The sequence below is a fragment of the Acidaminobacter hydrogenoformans DSM 2784 genome (genome assembly GCF_900103005.1).
In the GTDB taxonomy this organism is placed as follows: domain Bacteria; phylum Bacillota; class Clostridia; order Peptostreptococcales; family Acidaminobacteraceae; genus Acidaminobacter; species Acidaminobacter hydrogenoformans.
The window spans coordinates 34,209-53,038 of record NZ_FMWL01000002.1 but is presented as its reverse complement, the minus strand read 5'-3'; the positions used below and the strand labels follow the sequence as shown (position 1 = coordinate 53,038).

General features: G+C 47.1%; 16 protein-coding genes. 13 read left to right on the top strand and 3 right to left on the bottom strand.

What is annotated here, in order from left to right; genetic code table 11:
• Window positions 1–25 precede the first annotated feature (25 nt).
• The 12 genes from BLP63_RS17160 (at window position 26) to BLP63_RS02065 (ending at window position 14,706) form a co-directional block, all read left to right on the top strand.
• Window positions 26–2,605: an FtsK/SpoIIIE family DNA translocase gene (locus BLP63_RS17160; protein ID WP_278278110.1), complete on the top strand. Its 2,580-nt coding sequence runs from the start codon at window positions 26–28 to the stop codon at window positions 2,603–2,605.
• 148 nt (window positions 2,606–2,753) lie between these two features.
• A complete protein-coding gene (rimO, locus tag BLP63_RS02115; protein ID WP_092589240.1) occupies window positions 2,754–4,100 on the top strand; it encodes a 30S ribosomal protein S12 methylthiotransferase RimO in 1,347 nt (448 codons plus the stop codon).
• Window positions 4,100–4,633 (top strand): CDP-diacylglycerol--glycerol-3-phosphate 3-phosphatidyltransferase, encoded by a 534-nt coding sequence (pgsA, locus tag BLP63_RS02110; RefSeq protein ID WP_092589542.1) that lies wholly within the window; start codon window positions 4,100–4,102, stop codon window positions 4,631–4,633. Before rimO ends, pgsA begins: the two co-directional genes overlap by 1 nt.
• Before the next feature lie 18 nt (window positions 4,634–4,651).
• A complete protein-coding gene (locus tag BLP63_RS02105; RefSeq protein ID WP_092589239.1) occupies window positions 4,652–5,899 on the top strand; it encodes a competence/damage-inducible protein A in 1,248 nt (415 codons plus the stop codon).
• A gap of 86 nt (window positions 5,900–5,985) precedes the next feature.
• Window positions 5,986–7,056 carry a recombinase RecA gene (recA, locus tag BLP63_RS02100; RefSeq protein ID WP_092589541.1) on the top strand — a complete coding sequence of 357 codons (1,071 nt, stop codon included), beginning with the start codon at window positions 5,986–5,988 and terminating at the stop codon, window positions 7,054–7,056.
• Window positions 7,057–7,210: 154 nt separating this feature from the next.
• On the top strand, window positions 7,211–8,752 hold the full coding sequence (gene rny, locus BLP63_RS02095) for a ribonuclease Y (protein WP_278278116.1): 1,542 nt from the start codon (window positions 7,211–7,213) through the stop codon (window positions 8,750–8,752).
• Between the two features lie 215 nt (window positions 8,753–8,967).
• Window positions 8,968–9,240, top strand: a complete 273-nt coding sequence (locus BLP63_RS02090) for a stage V sporulation protein S (protein WP_092589237.1) — start codon at window positions 8,968–8,970, stop codon at window positions 9,238–9,240.
• Window positions 9,241–9,327: 87 nt separating this feature from the next.
• The gene (locus BLP63_RS02085; RefSeq protein ID WP_092589236.1) at window positions 9,328–9,588 is read left to right on the top strand and encodes a stage V sporulation protein S; all 261 of its coding nucleotides are present in this window, start codon (window positions 9,328–9,330) and stop codon (window positions 9,586–9,588) included.
• Window positions 9,589–9,722: 134 nt separating this feature from the next.
• Window positions 9,723–11,030 carry a hypothetical protein gene (locus tag BLP63_RS02080; RefSeq protein ID WP_092589235.1) on the top strand — a complete coding sequence of 436 codons (1,308 nt, stop codon included), beginning with the start codon at window positions 9,723–9,725 and terminating at the stop codon, window positions 11,028–11,030.
• A gap of 273 nt (window positions 11,031–11,303) precedes the next feature.
• Complete coding sequence (locus BLP63_RS02075; protein WP_242870774.1) at window positions 11,304–11,507, top strand: cold-shock protein; 204 nt, start codon at window positions 11,304–11,306, stop codon at window positions 11,505–11,507.
• A gap of 173 nt (window positions 11,508–11,680) precedes the next feature.
• A complete protein-coding gene (purB, locus tag BLP63_RS02070) occupies window positions 11,681–13,111 on the top strand; it encodes an adenylosuccinate lyase (RefSeq protein ID WP_092589233.1) in 1,431 nt (476 codons plus the stop codon).
• A gap of 377 nt (window positions 13,112–13,488) precedes the next feature.
• Window positions 13,489–14,706, top strand: coding sequence for a tyrosine-type recombinase/integrase (locus BLP63_RS02065; protein WP_092589232.1), 1,218 nt, complete (start codon window positions 13,489–13,491; stop codon window positions 14,704–14,706).
• Between the two features lie 115 nt (window positions 14,707–14,821).
• Here BLP63_RS02065 and BLP63_RS02060 read toward each other — a convergent pair whose 3' ends face one another.
• Window positions 14,822–15,283, bottom strand: a complete 462-nt coding sequence (locus tag BLP63_RS02060; protein ID WP_092589231.1) for a LysM peptidoglycan-binding domain-containing protein — start codon at window positions 15,281–15,283, stop codon at window positions 14,822–14,824.
• Between the two features lie 258 nt (window positions 15,284–15,541).
• On the opposite strand from BLP63_RS02060, the gene lexA reads away from it, so the two are divergent.
• Window positions 15,542–16,204 (top strand): transcriptional repressor LexA, encoded by a 663-nt coding sequence (gene lexA / locus BLP63_RS02055; protein WP_092589230.1) that lies wholly within the window; start codon window positions 15,542–15,544, stop codon window positions 16,202–16,204.
• Window positions 16,205–16,354: 150 nt separating this feature from the next.
• On the opposite strand, the gene prxU is transcribed toward lexA, so the two are convergent.
• Window positions 16,355–17,071 carry a thioredoxin-dependent peroxiredoxin gene (gene prxU / locus BLP63_RS17025; protein WP_242870757.1) on the bottom strand — a complete coding sequence of 239 codons (717 nt, stop codon included), beginning with the start codon at window positions 17,069–17,071 and terminating at the stop codon, window positions 16,355–16,357.
• A 314-nt stretch (window positions 17,072–17,385) separates the two neighbouring features.
• Entirely contained in the window at window positions 17,386–18,792 is a 1,407-nt protein-coding gene (locus tag BLP63_RS02040) for a nucleobase:cation symporter-2 family protein (RefSeq protein ID WP_092589227.1), read from the bottom strand.
• Window positions 18,793–18,830: the final 38 nt, after the last annotated feature.

The following is an 18,830-nucleotide window of genomic DNA, read 5'->3' as shown; positions in this document are numbered from 1 at the left end:
ATAATGGTGGAAGTGAGGTGGTCCTATGGGTAGAGCACCCTCAAAGACTAATACGACAAAGAAAAAGACACCATCCAAAGCAACTGCAAAAAATCGTTCAAAGACTTCTTCCAAAAGTGAAAAACCAATGATTCAGCGTGAACTCGAGCGGCTTTTCTGGATCGCACTGACACTAATAGTAGTGATGTCATTGCACACAGACAGGATTGGGGTCTTCGGAGACCTGGTCAAAGGTTTGCTTCTGGGCCTTTTTGGCTATGCCGGTTATGTTGTACCTTATGTGATTCTTGCCGCGGTTCTCATTACGACCAGTAAACGTCTTGAAGGCCAGCGCCTGCGCTGGTACCTGATGCTGGTTTCCATCTACATGGCAATTCTGATATTTACTTCAGCCAGTACACATGACCTTCTCCATCTTTTCGCAGAGGAGGAGGGCGTTCAGCTCCTCAGTGTTAAAGGGCTGGGCATGGCTTACGGCGCTGCCCTGACTGGAACAGGAGGCGGCTCGGTCGGTATGCTGCTCGCTGAGCTGTTTATTCTAATGATTGGAAAATTTGGCTATTATGTACTGGGTGTACTTTTTTCAATAATGGCAGCAGTTCTGGCCTTTAATGTGTCCATCACGACCAGCGTCGCAGATCAAACCGTTCAGGCGGCAAAGGCTGTAAGGCCTATGGCGGAAAAATTAAACACTGCCCTGGACCTTTCACTGGAGTCCGAATTGAAAACAGCAAAAACACCTTTTAGAAAGTTCGACTCTGATCTGTATTTCGAGATGGACGCGCCTGCCAAAGCGCTGGATGAGGTGGAACAGATAAAATTCAATGACGGTCAGCCGGAGTCGGTCCAAGAGCCTCAAACGCAAAAAAAAGAACTGACACCTGAGCTGAAGGCTGCGCTTTCTGAAGTAGCGGCTGGTTCGAAACAAAACATCATGGAGGCGTTTAACGAAGGCCTTCATGGCCGTGAGATCACTATCCATTCAGAGCTCCCTGAGGCGTCCGGACAAAATGATGCCGGTAAGTCAGTCGCAGTGGGCCAGCAGCAGTCTTCCCAGGCAGAAAAAACAAGTCAAAAGGCAGCAGACACCTTAAAATCCGGCGAGAATGAAACTTTGACGCCGCTGGAGGCAGCGGCGATGACCTCTGCAGCAGAGGCTGAAGTCAAGAAAGTCAAGCCTCCAAAGCCTTACAGAATGCCGCCGCTGTCTCTTCTGTCGCCCGCTCAGGCCAAAGTGGCGGGCAATCGCAGTGAAATCATTGAAAACGCCAAGCGGCTTGAGAGCACCCTCATGAATTTTGGTGTCGAGGCAAAGGTTATTGAAGTCAGCAAAGGGCCGGCAATCACCATGTATGAAATGTCTCTGAGTCCAGGGGTCAAAGTCAGCAAAGTCAATGCTTTAAGTGATGATATTGCGCTGGCTTTAGCGGCTTCCCAAGTCCGGATCATTGCGCCAATTCCCGGCAAAAGCGCCATAGGCATTGAAATTCCGAACAAGGACACCACCATGGTATCCTTCCGTGAGATCCTGGAATCCCAGGAATACAAGAAAGCTGAATCCAAGCTGTCTATAGGACTTGGAAAAGACATAACGGGCCGTGTCGTCATAGGCGACCTGGCCAAGATGCCCCATCTCCTGGTGGCTGGCGCGACGGGCTCAGGAAAGAGCGTCTGTATCAATACCATGATTCAGTCCATTCTCTATCATGCGACACCGGAGGACGTCAAACTCCTGATGATTGACCCTAAAGTCGTTGAACTGAGTCATTATAATGGTATACCACACCTGATCCTTCCCGTGGTGACGGACCCTAAGAAAGCTTCTATTGCCCTGAACTGGGCCGTGCAGGAAATGACCAACCGGTACAAGCTCTTTGCGGATACGGGCGTCAAAGAAATCAAGTCCTATCAGAAAAAAGCTAAGGAAAACCCTGATATGGCGCCTATGCCATACATAGTCGTCATTATTGACGAGCTGGCGGATTTGATGATGGTTGCGCCCAATCAAGTTGAAGACGCCATCTGCCGTCTGGCTCAGATGGCCAGGGCGGCGGGCATTCACTTGATTGTTGCGACCCAGCGGCCGTCGGTGGATGTTATTACTGGTCTGATCAAGGCCAATATACCATCCCGTATTGCCTTTGCGGTATCCTCCCAAGTGGACTCCAGGACTATTCTTGATGGCTCAGGGGCCGAGAAGCTGCTGGGAAGGGGCGACATGCTGTTCCATCCGGTAGGTGCCAATAAAGCCATCCGAATTCAAGGCGCTTTTGTTTCAGATGAGGAGGTCGAAAAAATTGTCGACTTCATCAAGAATCAAGTGGAAGATGTAGAATACAAGACTGAAATTCTCGATCAGGATACCTCTGAGGACGGCTATGGGGAAGCAGACGAACACCTCATGGACGCCATTGAGCTGGTTGTGGATACCCAGCAGGCTTCGATTTCCATGCTGCAGCGCAAATTCAGGCTGGGGTATAACCGGGCCGCGAGATTGGTGGATCAGATGGAGGAGCGGGGGATTGTGGGTCAAAGTATGGGCAGCAAACCACGAGAAGTGCTGATTGACAGGGCGCAGTTCGAAGAATGGCGAAATAAGTCGTGAAGGTGATAAAGTTGGTAAACTGACCATCGGCAAAGCACTTTAGGAAGCCGATGGTCATTATAATGAAACTAAGACCAAAAATTTTCTTTTGGATGAGTATTGACAAAATATACCATATGGAATATCGTGGAAGGAGCAGACAACGCTCATGGATTATCGAGTTTATGTAGAAACCCTTGGCTGTGCTAAAAATCAAGTGGATTCCGAAATTATGATTGGCCTGCTGGACCAGCAACGCTATTTGCTCACGGGGGACCCTGAGCACGCCGAGGTCATAGTCGTCAATACTTGCGGCTTTATTGAAAGTGCCAAAGCTGAATCTGTGGATACTATTTTGGAGATGGCGCAGTACAAGACAACGGGGCGCTGTAAAATGCTGGTGGTGACAGGGTGCCTGGCCCAGCGCTACGCTGAGGAGCTCCGTCTGGAAATTCCTGAAATCGACGCTCTGGTGGGAACCGGCAGTTTCGATACTTTAATCCCGGTCATTGACAGGGTCTTAAAATCTCAGGGTACCGTTGTGGAAATGGCGAGCATTGATAAGGAATTTTCTGAAGCGCTGCCGCGGATCATGCTGACGCCAAAGCATCAGGCCTACCTGAAGATCGCGGAGGGGTGTGACAATATGTGCACCTATTGTATTATTCCAAAGCTTAGGGGGCGCTATAGGAGCCGTGTCTTTGAGGATATTTTGACGGAGGCCCGGGCACTTGTGGCGGATGGGGTTACGGAGCTGATCATCATAGCTCAGGACATAACCCGTTATGGCATTGACCGCTATCTGAGATACAGGCTTGCTGACCTGCTGTATGCGCTCAACGAAATTGAGGGACTGCGCTGGATCAGGCTTCAGTACTGTTACCCGGACATCATCAATGACGAGCTGATTGAAGCCATTGCCAGCTGTGAAAAGGTCGCGCATTACATTGACATGCCTGTACAGCACATTGACGACAATATTTTGAAAAGGATGAACCGCAGGACGTCAGGCGAGGCAATCCGGTCTTTGATCGAAAAGCTGAGGGCCAGAATTCCTGATATTGCGATCCGCACAACCATGATTGTAGGCTTTCCAGGTGAGACGGAAGCAGAGTTCGAAGCGTTGGCTGACTTTGTAAAATGGGCGAGCTTTGATAAGCTCGGAGTCTTTCCGTATTCCCAGGAGGAGGATACACCTGCGGCACTTTTGCCTCAGCAGCTTGAGGATGAACTCAAACTGGAGCGCCGGGACCGGATCATGGAAATTCAAATGGGTATCTCTTCAGAACTGATGGCAAACAAGGTGGGGCTGACACTGGAAGTTCTGATCGAAGAAGCGGTGGAGGACGAGGACGTCTATATTGGGCGCACCCAATATGATGCCCCGGAGATCGACGGCGTCGTCTATGTCAATGTACCCACTGATGCTGAGGTGGACCTTGAAATTGGCACCTATGTTCAGGTTCGCATTGCAGATGCCATGGAATATGATCTGATTGGAGATCTGATCCTATGATGAATATTGCCAATCAACTGACCATACTGAGAATGGTGCTGATCCCGGTATTCATGTTCTTCTTGCTGGGTGATATGCCAAACGGACGCTGGATTGCCGCCGGGATTTTTATCTTTGCCTCCCTGACGGATTTTGTGGACGGTTATCTGGCTCGCCGGCTCAACTTGATCACGAATTTTGGAAAGTTTATGGATCCGCTGGCAGACAAGCTGCTGGTTACTGCCGCGCTCTTATGCTTTGTCCAGCTGGGCGAAGTCTCTGCATGGATTGTCATGATTATTATAGCCCGTGAGTTTATTGTCAGTATATTCAGGGCCATTGCAGCCAGCGAGGGAATCGTTATAGCGGCTAGCTGGTGGGGCAAGGTCAAGACCAATGTTCAGATGATCGCCATCATTTTAATTCTCTTTAATAATTGGCCTTTTGAGGCTATGGGCTGGCCTGTAGCGGATTTGCTCATGATCCTGGCGGCGGGACTGACGCTGATTTCCGGATACGACTATATTTACAAAAATCGCGCCGCTCTCAAATAGGCTTAGGGGGAAATCGTTATGAAAGCGACTATACTTAATGTAGGGACTGAGCTGCTGGTTGGCTCGACGCTGAATACCCACAGTTATTATTTGTCACAAAAGCTTCATGAAATTGGCGTTGGTGTTTTGTATCATGCGGTTGTCGGGGATAATACCACACGGCTTGGGGAAATGATTGGCTACTATTACGAAGCATCAGACCTGATTATTGCCACGGGCGGGCTTGGCCCCACAGAAGATGATCTGACAAAAGAGGTCTTTGCAGAGTGGTTTGGCGTGCCGCTTTATTTTTCGGAGGAGATTCGCGCGGATATTGAAGAGCGCTTCAGGGGCTTTGGCCGCCCTATGACATCGAACAATCTCCGTCAGTGCTATGTGCCTGAGGGCGCGGAGATTCTCTGGAATGAAAACGGTACAGCGACGGGGTTCATTCTCGAAAAGGACGGAAAAATTGCTGTTCTGCTGCCGGGTCCTCCAAGAGAGCTGCGCCCAATGTTTGAAAATCAAGTGATGCCATGGCTGCGTCAGCGGGTTTCACAGGTTTTAACGAGCCGCTATTTCAAGATCTTTGGTCTGGGGGAATCCTCGACGGAGGACAAGCTTTCGGACTTGTTCTCCGGGCAGACGAATCCAACCCTCGCAACTTATGCCAAGACCGGCGAAGTGCTGCTGCGGATAACCGCTTCCGGCGCCAGTGAGGCTGAAAACCTCAAACTTCTTGAACCGGTGGTCGAGGAAATCCGCCGCCGTATTGGCGACTATATTTACGCGGAGCGCGACGCGGAGCTCTCCGAGGTTCTTTTCGACCACCTTCGCGACAAGGGTCTTAAGCTTGCGCTGGCTGAATCCTGTACCGGCGGGATGATGGCGGACATGCTCGTTGCCCATTCTGGCGTCTCAGAGGTGTTTGGGGTCAGTGTCGTCGCTTACGACAACGCTATAAAAACCTCAGTCCTGGGTGTCCCTGCAGAAACTTTGGAAACCTTTGGCGCTGTTTCTGAAGAAACTGCGAAGGCTATGTCAGAAGGCATTGCCAAGATCAGTGGTGCTGCACTTTCCATTGCGGTAACCGGCATTGCGGGACCGGAGGGCGGCTCGCCTGAAAAGCCCGTAGGCTTGGTTTATATGGATCTTTACAACGCAAACTCTGGAGAGCACAGAACCTTTAAACAAATTTTTACAGGTAACCGCGAACGTGTCAGAATGGGGTCGGCAATGAAGGCGTTTTATGAGGCGATTCAGTGGTTGAAGGTGGAAACGTTTTAGAAAGACCGTTGACATTGGTTTCAAATCGAGTATAATTAAATAAGAACATTTGTTCTTATTGAAAGGATGGTGCACTTTCTATGGCGATGCCCGACAACAAAGATCGGTTAAAAGCGCTCGACAATGTATTGAGTCAAATTGAAAAGCAATTCGGTAAGGGCTCAATCATGCGCTTAGGTGATGACAGCGCAAGAACTAATATTGAGAGTATTCCAACCGGGGCCCTGGAGCTGGACATTGCCCTCGGCATAGGCGGAATTCCAAAAGGCAGGATTATTGAAATCTACGGACCTGAATCCTCAGGTAAGACTACGGTATCACTTCACATTCTGGCAGAAGCTCAAAAAAGAGGCGGAATAGCGGCGTTTATAGATGCAGAGCATGCTCTGGACCCAGTCTACGCTAAAAAAATTGGCGTTGACACGGATAACCTCATTTTGTCACAGCCGGATACTGGTGAGCAGGCCCTTGAGATTGTGGATGCCCTGGTTCGAAGCGGCGCAGTGGATGTTATAGTTGTCGACTCGGTCGCAGCCCTCGTACCAAAGGCTGAAATCAGCGGGGAGATGGGGGACAGCCATATGGGCCTTCAAGCCCGTCTCATGTCCCAGGCACTGAGAAAGCTGACTGGGATTATAAGCAAATCTCATACAAGTGTCATTTTCATCAATCAGCTGCGCATGAAGATTGGCGTTATGTTTGGCAACCCGGAGACGACTACGGGCGGTAATGCCCTGAAATTCTATGCATCTGTACGCCTTGATGTCAGAAGAATTGACTCTATAAAACAGGATAACGAAGTGGTCGGCAACCGGACGCGGGTCAAGGTTGTCAAGAACAAAGTGGCACCCCCGTTCAAGCAGGCTGAGTTTGATATCATGTATGGCACAGGTATTTCCAAGGAAGGCAGTGTCCTGGATGTCGCCGTTACCGCTGGTATAGTCAACAAAGCCGGCGCATGGTTCAGCTATGAGGGTGAAAGGCTTGGACAAGGCCGTGAAAACGTCAAGAAACTCTTTATTGAAAATCCCACTTTGATGGAGGAGATCGATCAAAAGGTGCGCGCCCATTTTATGATGACGGAGCTGCCTACAGTGGATATGCCTGAAGCTGCAGACTCGGAAGGGTCCGGTTCAGAAGCAGACCTTGACCAATAATTCAAATATACTAATTAATTGTCTTGAAACGTCTAAAATCAAGCGTTTTAGCAGTTTACCTTTCTTGACAGCATAAATCAAAAGATATACAATTGTATGAGATCAGTGCTCTTTCTGCGCTGGTCTCATAACGTTTCAAAGGGAGGTGAACACGATTAAAGAGATCTACTATATCATTGCCATTATCGCTATGATCCCCATAGGCATTCTCATAGGCATGACACTTCGAAAGAGAACTGCGGAAAAGCTGATAGGCTCTGCTGAATTCAGAGCGCAGGAAATCGTTCTCGAAGCTGAAAAGAACGCTGAAGGGTTAAAAAAGGAAAAATTGATCGAAGCGAAAGAAGAAGTACATCAATTGCGCAATGAGCTCGAAAAAGAGACCAAAGAACGGCGTGCTGAGCTGCAGCGCATGGAAAAGCGCGTATTGCAGAAGGAAGAAACGCTGGACAAAAAGTCTGAAAATCTCGAGAAGAAAGATGAAAACTTAAATCGAAAAATCAAAGACGTGGAAGTCAAGCAAACAGAGGTCGAAAAGCTCTATGAGTCCCAGGTTCAGGAATTGGAACGCATTTCAGGGCTGACTGTGGAAGAGGCGAAAAGCCACCTCCTCAGCGACATCGAAAAAGAAGTCAAGCACGACGCAGTCGTTATGATCAAGGACATTGAGTCGAAAGCCAAAGAAGAAGGCGGCAAGAAGGCTAAGGAAATTATTGCCTACGCTATTCAGAAATGCGCTGCGGACTATGTGGCTGAATCGACTGTCTCAGTCGTGGCACTGCCGAATGATGAAATGAAAGGCCGAATCATCGGTCGGGAAGGTCGAAATATTCGTGCACTTGAAACATTGACGGGTGTCGATCTAATCATTGACGACACACCAGAAGCAGTTATTCTATCATCTTTTGATCCTATTCGAAGGGAAATTGCCCGCGTCGCGCTCGAAAAGCTGATCGTTGATGGCCGGATTCATCCTGCGAGAATTGAAGAGATGGTCGACAAAGCGAGAAAAGAAATCGATCAGACCATCAAAGAAGCCGGTGAGAACGCTTGCTTTGACGCTGGTGTACACAATCTCCACCCTGAGCTGATCAGGCTTCTCGGCCGTTTGCGCTATCGCACAAGCTATGGCCAGAACGTCCTTCGTCACTCTATTGAGGTCTCCTATCTCTCCGGCATTATGGCGGCGGAGCTGGGAACAGACGTCAGAATTGCCAAGCGCGCAGGTCTCCTGCATGATATTGGCAAAGCGATTGACCATGAAATGGAAGGTACCCATATTGAGATTGGTATGAACCTTCTTAAGAAATACCGTGAATCCAACGAAGTTATTCACGCAATGAGCACGCATCATGGCGACTATGAGCCTCAAACTGTTGAGGCTGTCCTCGTCACTGCAGCGGATGCCATCAGTGCCGCAAGACCAGGTGCCAGAAGGGAAACCCTCGAAACCTACATCAAACGCCTCGAAGCGCTTGAAGGTATCGCGAATTCCTATGAAGGTATTGAAAAGTCGTTTGCGATCCAAGCCGGTCGTGAAATACGCGTCATGGTACTCCCTGAGCGCATCACGGATGATGATCTCGTCCTGCTCGCGAAGGACCTTCGCAAACGCATTGAAAACGAACTCGATTACCCGGGCCAAATCAAGGTCAGCGTAATTCGGGAGACCAGAGCCGTCGACTACGCAAAATAGTCAGGCACTGGAAATTGACTTTGAACATCACATAAAATCCATACCTTCGGGTTGGATTTTATGTTTTTTTTTGCCTTTTTTGTCCAAGTTATGTTCATAAAATAAATTTATGGGTATAATTCTACTTAACAGCTCTACTTTGCAATTCACTTCCAATTAAAGTACAAAAATTTCAGTCGGGTCAATGTTTATCAGTGACCAAAGGAGGCACATTTATGGAGGTTCTCAAAGTATCGGGCAAATCCAGTCCAAACGCCGTTGCCGGCGCATTAGCCGGTGTATTCAGGGAGCATGGCGCAGTTGAATTGCAGGCTGTCGGGGCTGCGGCTATCAATCAATCCGTAAAGGCAATCGCTATCGCCAGAGGGTTTTTAGCTCCAAGTGGCGTTGATATTGTCTTTATCCCTGCTTTTGCGGATATCGAAATTGATGGGGAAGAGCGCACCGCTATTCGGTTGATAGTTCAGGCTAAATCTGTCTCTACTTAGAACAAGAATTGAGCTTAAATAACTGACAAAAGGGTATCAAGTCATACACCCACTAATATGGGATCCGATTCAGTAAGGAGGGCAGATATGGAGGTTCTAAAAGTTTCATCACATTCGAATCCCAATGCAGTTGCAGGTGCACTCGCGGGTGTCATTAGGGAGCATGGACATGCAGAAATTCAAGCTATTGGCGCAGGCGCCATCAACCAATCTGTAAAAGCAATCGCCATAGCAAGAGGGTTTTTATCCCCATCAGGTATTGACCTGGTTTGTGTTCCAGCATTTACTGACATTGAAATTGATGGAGAAGAGAGAACAGCGATTAAATTGATTGTACAGCCAAAATAATGATGAATAGTGGGAAATTGGTGCCCGTTTGATGTACCAGTTTCCTGCTTTTTATATGTAAACCAGTTGTATTCTTGTCAACATTTGTAGATTGCGCACAGTCATGAGGTTGAGGTTGGGTAGGTGAACCAGATATGCAAAGACTCAAGAAAAATGATTTAGTCGTCAAGTCTCCAGGACTTCAGATTCGAGAGCGGATTCAACTGGATTACGGAGATTTGAAAACCTTCGCAAAAAAAATAGATATGAGCGAATCCTCCGTGGATCAATATCTGACACACAAGAATTTAGGGTCGAGCACATTTAAAATCCGGTTGACCCGGGAGTTAGGGCAGGATTTCAGAAATCTATATAAGTCAGATCAGGCGCAAGTGGAAGAACTGATAGATCGATACATGATCGAGCTGTGCAGCTATGACAGGCTTTGTGAGCTGCAGATGTCTGAGGTGCTGCATGAACTTGCCAAGTCCTGCAATGCGGTGCCAATTTTTATGGCAAAAGTTTATTACGGATTGTCTTTATATCGTGATGCATGCGGGGAAAATGAAAAGGCACTTGCCTATCTAAACAGAGGTTTGCTATGCCTGAATGAGTTGGATCTCAAAGCGGACGACTTTGAGCTTAAAGCCATGCTTCTTGCCAGGATGATCTGGATCGAGAGGAAAACGTCCACAAAAGAAAAGTTGTTACGAGATCTGAATAGCTTTTCAATCTGCTCAGGTTCTGTCAATGATCCAGAACGGAGATCTGAGCTGATCTTATTGGCAGGACGTGCGCTTTTAGTGTCTGGAGAAGCTTCTGCTGCACGGCGTTATTTCAATCAAGCAGAAGATGCGGCACTGTCAGAGGCGTCAAAGGGGCGAGCAAAGCTCTATTCAGCCTTAACCGCAGGAGATATTCAGGCCTGTCACGTTGAGCTTGAGACGGCAGAGCGGTTACTGAGAGGTAATGACGCCATGGTGCCTGAGCTGCTGCTGACCAGAGCTAAATTATCAGAGCATGAAGACGCAGGCCGGGAGACTTTAAATTATTTGCAGATGGCGCTGGAGCGCTGCGGCAGACACCTGACCGCTCACAGCGCAGAACTCAGTGCGCTATGGTTCATGAAGCTGCTGGATGAGGTTCAGGACGAGGCAGAATATGATAAACTGTTCACCGCCCATGTCCTACACATGGCTTCTGAACTGAGAAAAGGTTATAAATATGCTCGTGAGCATCTGAATGAAGCTTGTGCCTGTCTGGATCAACGCGCCTTATCCGCTCGTGGTTCTCTGGATTTGTTGAAAGCGCTTGGTAAAGTTCAACATCCCCAGAGCTATCATCCTACCATTGCGCCATCCTACTATCAGCTGCTTGGAAAACTGGCTGCTGAGGCGTTTGGACATGATTTGCCAGACGCGTTGATTGATGAGTTTTTTGAGGAGGATAGTACTTCTGAGTAAATAAGCCGTTGAGTAAACTCTATTAGAACGGCTCTTGTAAACTGTCTGATCAACATGACCTTAAGCCTTGAAGCTTCGTGTAAATGTAAAATATTTGTCAAAAATATTTGACATTTGTCTGCTCAGATGGTATCATAAGTTGTTGCTTAAATTAAGAGCAAATGATTTGACATGTGTTTTTAGAATTGGTGAGCATTCATTGGTCCCCCTAATTTTAAAAAGTCTCTGTTATATTCATTGCAAAGGTTTAAGACTAAAAATTAGGAGGTACACATTATGAATGGTACAGTAAAATGGTTTAACGCAGACAAAGGTTTCGGTTTCATCACTGCAGAAGATGGCAAGGATATCTTTGCTCACTACTCACAAATCAATTCAACTGGTTTCAGAACTCTTGAAGAAGGCCAAGCGGTAACGTTTGACGTTGCTCAAGGTCAAAAAGGCCCACAAGCTGAAAACATTGAAATCGTAAGATAATTTTGTGAAGACTGCCCTGGATCTGAAAAGATCCAGGGCTTTTTAATTTTTGAAAAGGATTAACCTTTCAGGATGACTTGAATCCGTATTAAAAGTTCGGTATAATAAAAACGAACTTAATACACAAATCGATAGTAAATGTTCGATAAAATAGAGCTGAAAGAGGTGCCTGTATGAGTGAAGTATATGAAAATCCATTGATTACCCGCTATGCCAGTAAAGAAATGTCCATGATTTTTTCCAGTCAAAAGAAGTTCTCAACTTGGAGACGGCTTTGGATTGCGCTGGCAGAAGCAGAAAAAGAGCTTGGTCTCTCGATTACGGAGGAACAGCTGGAGTCTATGAGAGCTCATGTCGAGGATATAGATTTTGAGCTGGCAGCCGCCTATGAAAAAAAACTGCGACATGATGTTATGGCACATGTCCATACTTATGGGGATGCTTGCCCAGAGGCAAGAGCGATCATTCATTTGGGTGCGACCAGTGCCTATGTAGGGGACAACACAGATATTCTCGTCATGAAGGAAGCTTTGGAACTGATCCAAAGAAAGCTGGCGAGTCTGCTCGCGGGCCTTAAAGCTTTCTCTCTGGAATATAAGGATCTGCCAACCCTTGGATTTACGCATTTTCAGCCAGCTCAGCTGACAACCGTAGGCAAGCGTGCAGCACTCTGGATGCAGGATTTGCTGCTGGATTATGAAGAAGTCACGTTTGCCATTCAAACGCTCAGAATGCGGGGCGTGAAGGGGACAACAGGTACTCAGGCAAGCTTTCTCAGCTTGTTTGATGGGGATCATGAAAAAGTTAAGGCCTTAGACCGTCTTGTCGTTTCGAAATTTGGCTTTGAAGCATCTATTCCTGTCAGCGGTCAAACCTATTCAAGAAAGCTGGATTCCAGAGTCTTGAATGCAATGTCGCAAATTGGTCAGTCTTTGCATAAAATGACAAATGATATGCGTCTGCTGCAGCATCTCAAAGAAGTTGAAGAGCCTTTTGAGAAGCATCAGATTGGTTCTTCGGCAATGGCTTACAAGAGAAATCCTATGCGCTCTGAGCGTATAGCGTCTCTCAGCCGTTTGGCAATCGCGAATGCGCAAAATAGTGCTATGACTCAAAGTACACAGTGGTTTGAAAGAACACTGGATGATTCTGCCAATCGCAGAATTTCCATTCCTGAAGGATTTTTGGCTATTGACGCGTGTCTGGATATCGCGCTGAATGTGGTAACAGGTCTGGTGGTTTATCCGGAAATGATTCGACGCCACGTCGAAGCTGAGCTGCCGTTTATGGCGACAGAAAATATCATCATGGAAGCCGTTAAGGCCGGCGGAGACCGCCAGGATCTGCATGAGCGCATCAGAGTGCATTCAATGGAAGCTGGCAAGGAAGTTAAGATTTATGGTCGAAGCAATGATTTGATTGAGCGTATATTAAAGGATGATTTCTTTAAGCTGGATCAAGCTGCGCTCAAAGAAATATTAAAGCCTGAAAACTATGTTGGGCGCGCGCCGGAGCAAGTTGTAGAATTTGTGGAGAATGAGATTAATCCAATTTTAAAGCGTCACGAAGCAGAGTTGGTTCAGGCGCAGGATTTGAAGGTATAAGCACAGATAGCCCGCGAAAGCGGGCTATAGCTTTCTATTTCAACTATTCTTTAAATGTATATTTAGGGAATAGTTGACCGGGGAAAATAATAACGTTATAATTGGATTATGATTTCCCTGGGTTTTCCGGGTTTTTGGTTTATAGTGCTATGGCGTTATTCTTGTCAGTCCATGGCGTTCTTATCCCGTGCTCTCACCTGTCAGCTATCAGCTGTCAGCGCAGATGCTGATTGGCTTTAGTTGAATTCAATCACTGCGCTTCGCAGTATTTCGTCAAATTTAGAGATGCTGTAATCCTGTGTTTCAACAGATTTATATTTATCCTTATGACGTGTTGTACTGTATCCCCGAAGCCCAACCTTTTGGAGGTAAATTCAATGAGCCGTAAAACCATTAAAATCCACAATAAATCCTCAAAGCCTGACAACATTGTCCTCCAGGAAAATGACCGCATTGAACTCTGTGAAGCTATTGAACACAAACTCCCCCATTATTTAAGCCCCTATTTTACTTATTTGAAGAACGCTGTTTCCTTGAATACCCGTTTGGCCTATCTTAGAGATCTGGAGTTCTTTCTTCGGTATATAGTCAATGAAACCCGGATGACTGCCGCGGAGGAACCCTCTCAAATTGAGCTGGAGACCCTGAATAAGCTGCACGCCAGGGACATCAACTATTATATGGGTGAATACTGCGCCAGATACGTTGTCTCAGGCAAAGAGAATGATTACTTGATGGAAAATCACAGTAAATCCCTTGGACGCAAAAGATCCAGTTTAAGTGTCTTTTTCAAATATCTTTACCGTGAAGGCCTCATTGAGCGAAATATTACAGACGGCTTTAATCCAATCAAGCTTCCAAAGCCTCAACCGGACGCCATAAAAAAATTGGAAATAGATGAGGTCGCGGTCATGCTGGACGCCGTGGAAACCGGTAAAGGCTTGACTGAAAAAGAGCTTCAATACTGGCAGAAAACAAAATATCGTGACAAAGCCATTCTGATGCTTTTTACAACTTATGGACTGCGTTTGAGTGAGCTTGAACAGCTCAACCTAAGCTCATTCCATTTTGGCCGTGGCGAATTCAAGATTTACAGAAAGCGCGGCAAGGAAGTCAATATGCCTGTCAACCGGTCCATTGAGTCTGTGCTCAAGGATTATATAGAGCTTGAGCGCAAACAGCTCCAGCCTCAGGATGGCCAGGAGGACGCGCTGTTTTTATCCCTGCAGGGCACCAGGATGACGGTTAAGGCCATCCGGCAGCTGGTTAAGAAGTACACCTCTATCCCCCTTGGAACGGCGCGGGAGGATGGCTACAGCCCACATAAACTCAGGGCTACAGCAGCGTCTTCCCTGATTGAGTATGGCTTTTCCATTTATGATGTTCAGAGTCTCCTGGATCACGACAATGTCACGACGACACAGCTCTATGCGGCTCACAGAAAGAATCTCAAGCGGGAGATTGTCAACAAATACGAGCTGCTGGACGAATTTGACAAGGGCATCCGCTCGAATTACAAAGCGCTTCCGGAGGGTAGCGAAAATACGGAGTCTGTGTCTGAGAATGAAGTACAGGAAAGTACTGAAGAAGATTGAATAAAGAAAATGCCTAAATAAAGAAAATACCTAAATAAATAATCAGCACATTACCCCGCTTTTATTGGGATAATGTGCTGTTTTTTTGCTTTGAAATTTGAACGTCCTACAAAACCTACAAATCCAGAGGAATCTTAAGGATTTGACCTGGCTGAATGATTGGACTGTTCAGGCCGTTATGTTCTTCAATAACATAAATGAGATAACGCAGATCGTGTTCATGATTAAAAACTGTATTATTAAGCGCCTGCGCGATCCCCCATAAGGTGTCCCCTTTTTCAACCTGGATCTCCATAAGCTGTGGTTTGGGTTCAGCGAGCGAAAAGGTTTCATTGAGATTGCCGCTCATGATGAAGATGGCAATGATCCAAGCAAACAGTGCCATCCAAAAGCCTGCAGGGATTGATTTACGGGCGTTCCTGCGAGCGTATGTACGTTGCTTTGACACAGGACGTTTTTGCGGTGTGCAACCCTCAGGACGGATGCCAGAAGGTATGGCAATAGTCTTTTCCTTTAAGCGGCTGCCGCTGCGGTGAAAAGTGCCGGATGCTGTTGCTGCTGTCATGGTATGTGTCATGGGTATTGCACCTCCAAACGTTTGTTCTGTATCTTGATTCTATTATACACAAACATTTGTTCGGTGTAAAGTAAAATTTAGAACAAATGTTTTATTTGTGGTGATTGACCAAGAGAAATAAGAACAAATGTATCAAAAAACTTATAGAGGCATTGATAATGCGAGATATGCAATAAAATATAAATAGAACTTATGTTTGAACCCCCACCAAATCTATGGTATACTGTAGCTAAAATAACGGAAATGGAGGGGCTCGAAATGAAAAACACTATGTCGCCGCGAAGGCGCGCCGTTTATGATTTCATCCGGCAAGAGATTCAGGCCAAAGGTTATCCACCTTCAGTCCGTGAAATCTGTGAAGCAGTCAATTTAAAGTCGCCATCCACGGTTCATGGATATCTTGGAGATTTGGAAAAAATGGGCCTTATTCGCCGGGATCCAACGAAGCCCCGTGCGATTACTATTATAGAGGATCAAGACAATAGAGACAGAAAAAATGGAGCGGCTGCAGAGGTCAGCGCACAGCAAATTATTGATCTTCAGCGTCACACCGCATTTGTGCCGGTAGTGGGCCAGGTCACCGCAGGCAAACCTATACTCGCTGTAGAAAATATTGAGGACCGCTTCCCTATCCCCTCCTCTTTTGTGTCTGAGGGCGACTATTTTATGCTCCAGATCCAAGGCGAAAGTATGATCGAAGCGGGCATTTTTGACCGGGATTACGTGCTGGTACGTCAACAGCAGGACGCAGCCAACGGCAGCATTGTCGTCGCTCTGATTGAAGACAGCGCTACAGTAAAAACCTTCTACAAGGAAAAGCGAAATTACAGGCTTCAACCCGAGAACCCTTCCATGGAGCCTATCATTGTAGACGAAGTGTCCATTCTCGGCGTTGTCAAAGGTGTCTTCAGAAAAATGTAAAGTCATTAAGAGGTCAAATTCACCTCGTTTTATTTTAAAACCAAACACATTAAAACGCCCTGGAGATTCTTCCCCAGGGCGTTTTTCACTTGCATGAACATGTTGCTTGCAGGGGCGCGAGCTCCTTAAGCGACGGGTTCAAACCGCAAACTATTTTCCGTCTTCAACTTTCCATACTTTCCAGACGTTGCCGACAAGATCTGGACCTGGCTTAAGGGTCGCTCTGCCTGGCTGCCATCCGGAAGGTGTAGCTTCAGTGCCTTTTGAAGCTCTGACGAGCTGGAAGGCCTGGATCTGGCGGCGGGACTCAGCGACGTTTCTGCCAACTGGAGGAGTGAGAACTTCGTAAGCCTGAACAATGCCGTCTGGGTCAATAATGAAGCGGCCACGCGCTTCTACGCCAGCTTCTTCATTATAAACGCCATAGAGACGTCCAACATTGCCATTCTGGTCTGAAAGCATAGGGAATGGAATTCCGCCTTCGACCATTTTGGAAAGCTCATTGTCTTCCCACATTTTGTGAACATAAATGCTGTCGACACTGATTGACAGGACTTCTACACCAAGCTTCTGAAGCTCTGGGAATTCGTCAGCGACCGCTGACACTTCGGTGGCTCAGACAAAAGTGAAGTCGCCTGGATAGAAACAGACAAAGACCCATTTGCCTTTGTATTCAGAAAGCTTATAGTTGGAGAATTCTCCGTTCAGATATCCCGGCAACTCGAAATCCGGTGCAGGTGCGCCGACTTTGATCATAAATTGTTTGTCCTCCTTTTTGTCCATTTCTGGGGCTTTAGTTTCCTCTGTGGTTGCAGCAAGTGTGGTACCGGCCGGTCTTTGGCATCCGGCCTTAAATGGTGTTGGCATTCAATCCATCTCCCCTTTCTCGAATTTTATTTTGTCAATGAAGGATCAGGGATCTATAGCAGATTAAGCATCAGCTATAGAAGATGTTGATCAATGACTATTTACCCATTAATTATATCTACAAACTGTAATTATTACAATTATAGATAAATTATCATTAAATAAACAAAATCACCATAACGTTTCTTTATAACCAAAACAAAAAAACAGGAAAAGGTTTCAGCGGCCGTAGCCATTGAATCCGTTTCCTGTTTTTGATTTCAATAAATTTAATTAAGGTTAGCAAGCGTTTATTTGTTGTAAACCACTAAGGATTACTTGCCAGCAGCTTTCGCTTCACGCTTCGCTTCGATCTCGTCACGCTCTTTTTGCTCATCCACAAGTGATTTCTTAGGAAGGATGATATTGAGGGTGAAAGCAACAATTGTTGCGATAACGACTGGGGAGCTGCCAAAGACCATGGAGACCCACTGCGGATAGTTTGCGAGGAACTGTGGCACTGCCGTGATGCCCATACCAAGGGCGAGAGCCAAACCAACAATAGTCGTGTTTCTGGTTGTCATTTCCTGCTGGGTGATCAGACGGACACCAGACATAGTGATGATCGCGAAGACGCCGATAGTCGCGCCGCCAATAACTGACTGTGGAATCGTGGTCATGAGCGCGCCGAACTTAGGAATGAAGCCTGCGATCAGGACAAAGATCGCTGCGAACATGAAGACCACGCGGCTGACAACCTTTGTAGTGGAAACGATACCGACGTTCTGGCTGTAAGTCGCAACCGGAAGGCCACCAAAGAAAGCGCCAATGATTGAGCCCATGTTGCTGGCAATGATGCCGCCACGAAGCTCGTTGTCCGTAACTTCGCGGTTGAGGCCGCCTATAGTCGTTGCGGACAAGTCGCCAACCGCCTGAATGGAGTTGACAATGAAGATGACCGCCATGGAGACAATTGCAGCAGGATGGAATTCAATAGGGAACTGGCCGAGAGCAGGAAGCGCGAACCATGATTTCTGGCCGATCGCTGCGAAATTGACCATACCCATTGGAAGCGCGATGGCATAACCGACGAGGATACCGATCAGGATTGAGGACAGTTTGACGATCCCTTTGCCGAACTGGCCGACAAACAAAACAGTAAGGAGCGTCGCAAAGCCAACGATAAGCTGATTAGGTGCGCCAAAGAGCTCTGGTGCAGTTGCTTTGAGACCCGCGCCGCCGCCAATATAGTTGACCGCTGTCGTGTAGAGGGATAGACCAATACTCATAACGACGGTACCGGCGACAATAGGCGGGAAGTATTTTCTGAGCGGCTTAATGAAGATACCGACCATAATACCGACGACACCACCGACAATCTGTGCCCCGAGGATGCCCGGAAGGCCGTATTGTGAACCAATGGCGGACATGGTTGGTATGTAAGCAAAGCTGACGCCCATGATGACCGGGAGCTTGGAACCGACAATAGCGATTGGGAACAGCTGAATCAGTGTAGCAATAGCGGCGAGGAACATGGCGCTTTGTACGAGCGTGGCCGCGTCAGCGCCCTGGGACGCAATGCCGGTCTTGGCTGCGAGTGCGTTGACTGTACCAGAGATGATCAGGGCTGGCGTAATGTTGCCTACGATCATGGCAAGGACGTGCTGGAACGAAAGCGGCAGTGCGGTCAGGAAATCTGGTTTGCCATAAAAATCAAAGATCGATGTGGACTTAGTGCTCATGTAATCTCCCCTCCAAAATGTTGTTGACATAGATTGTT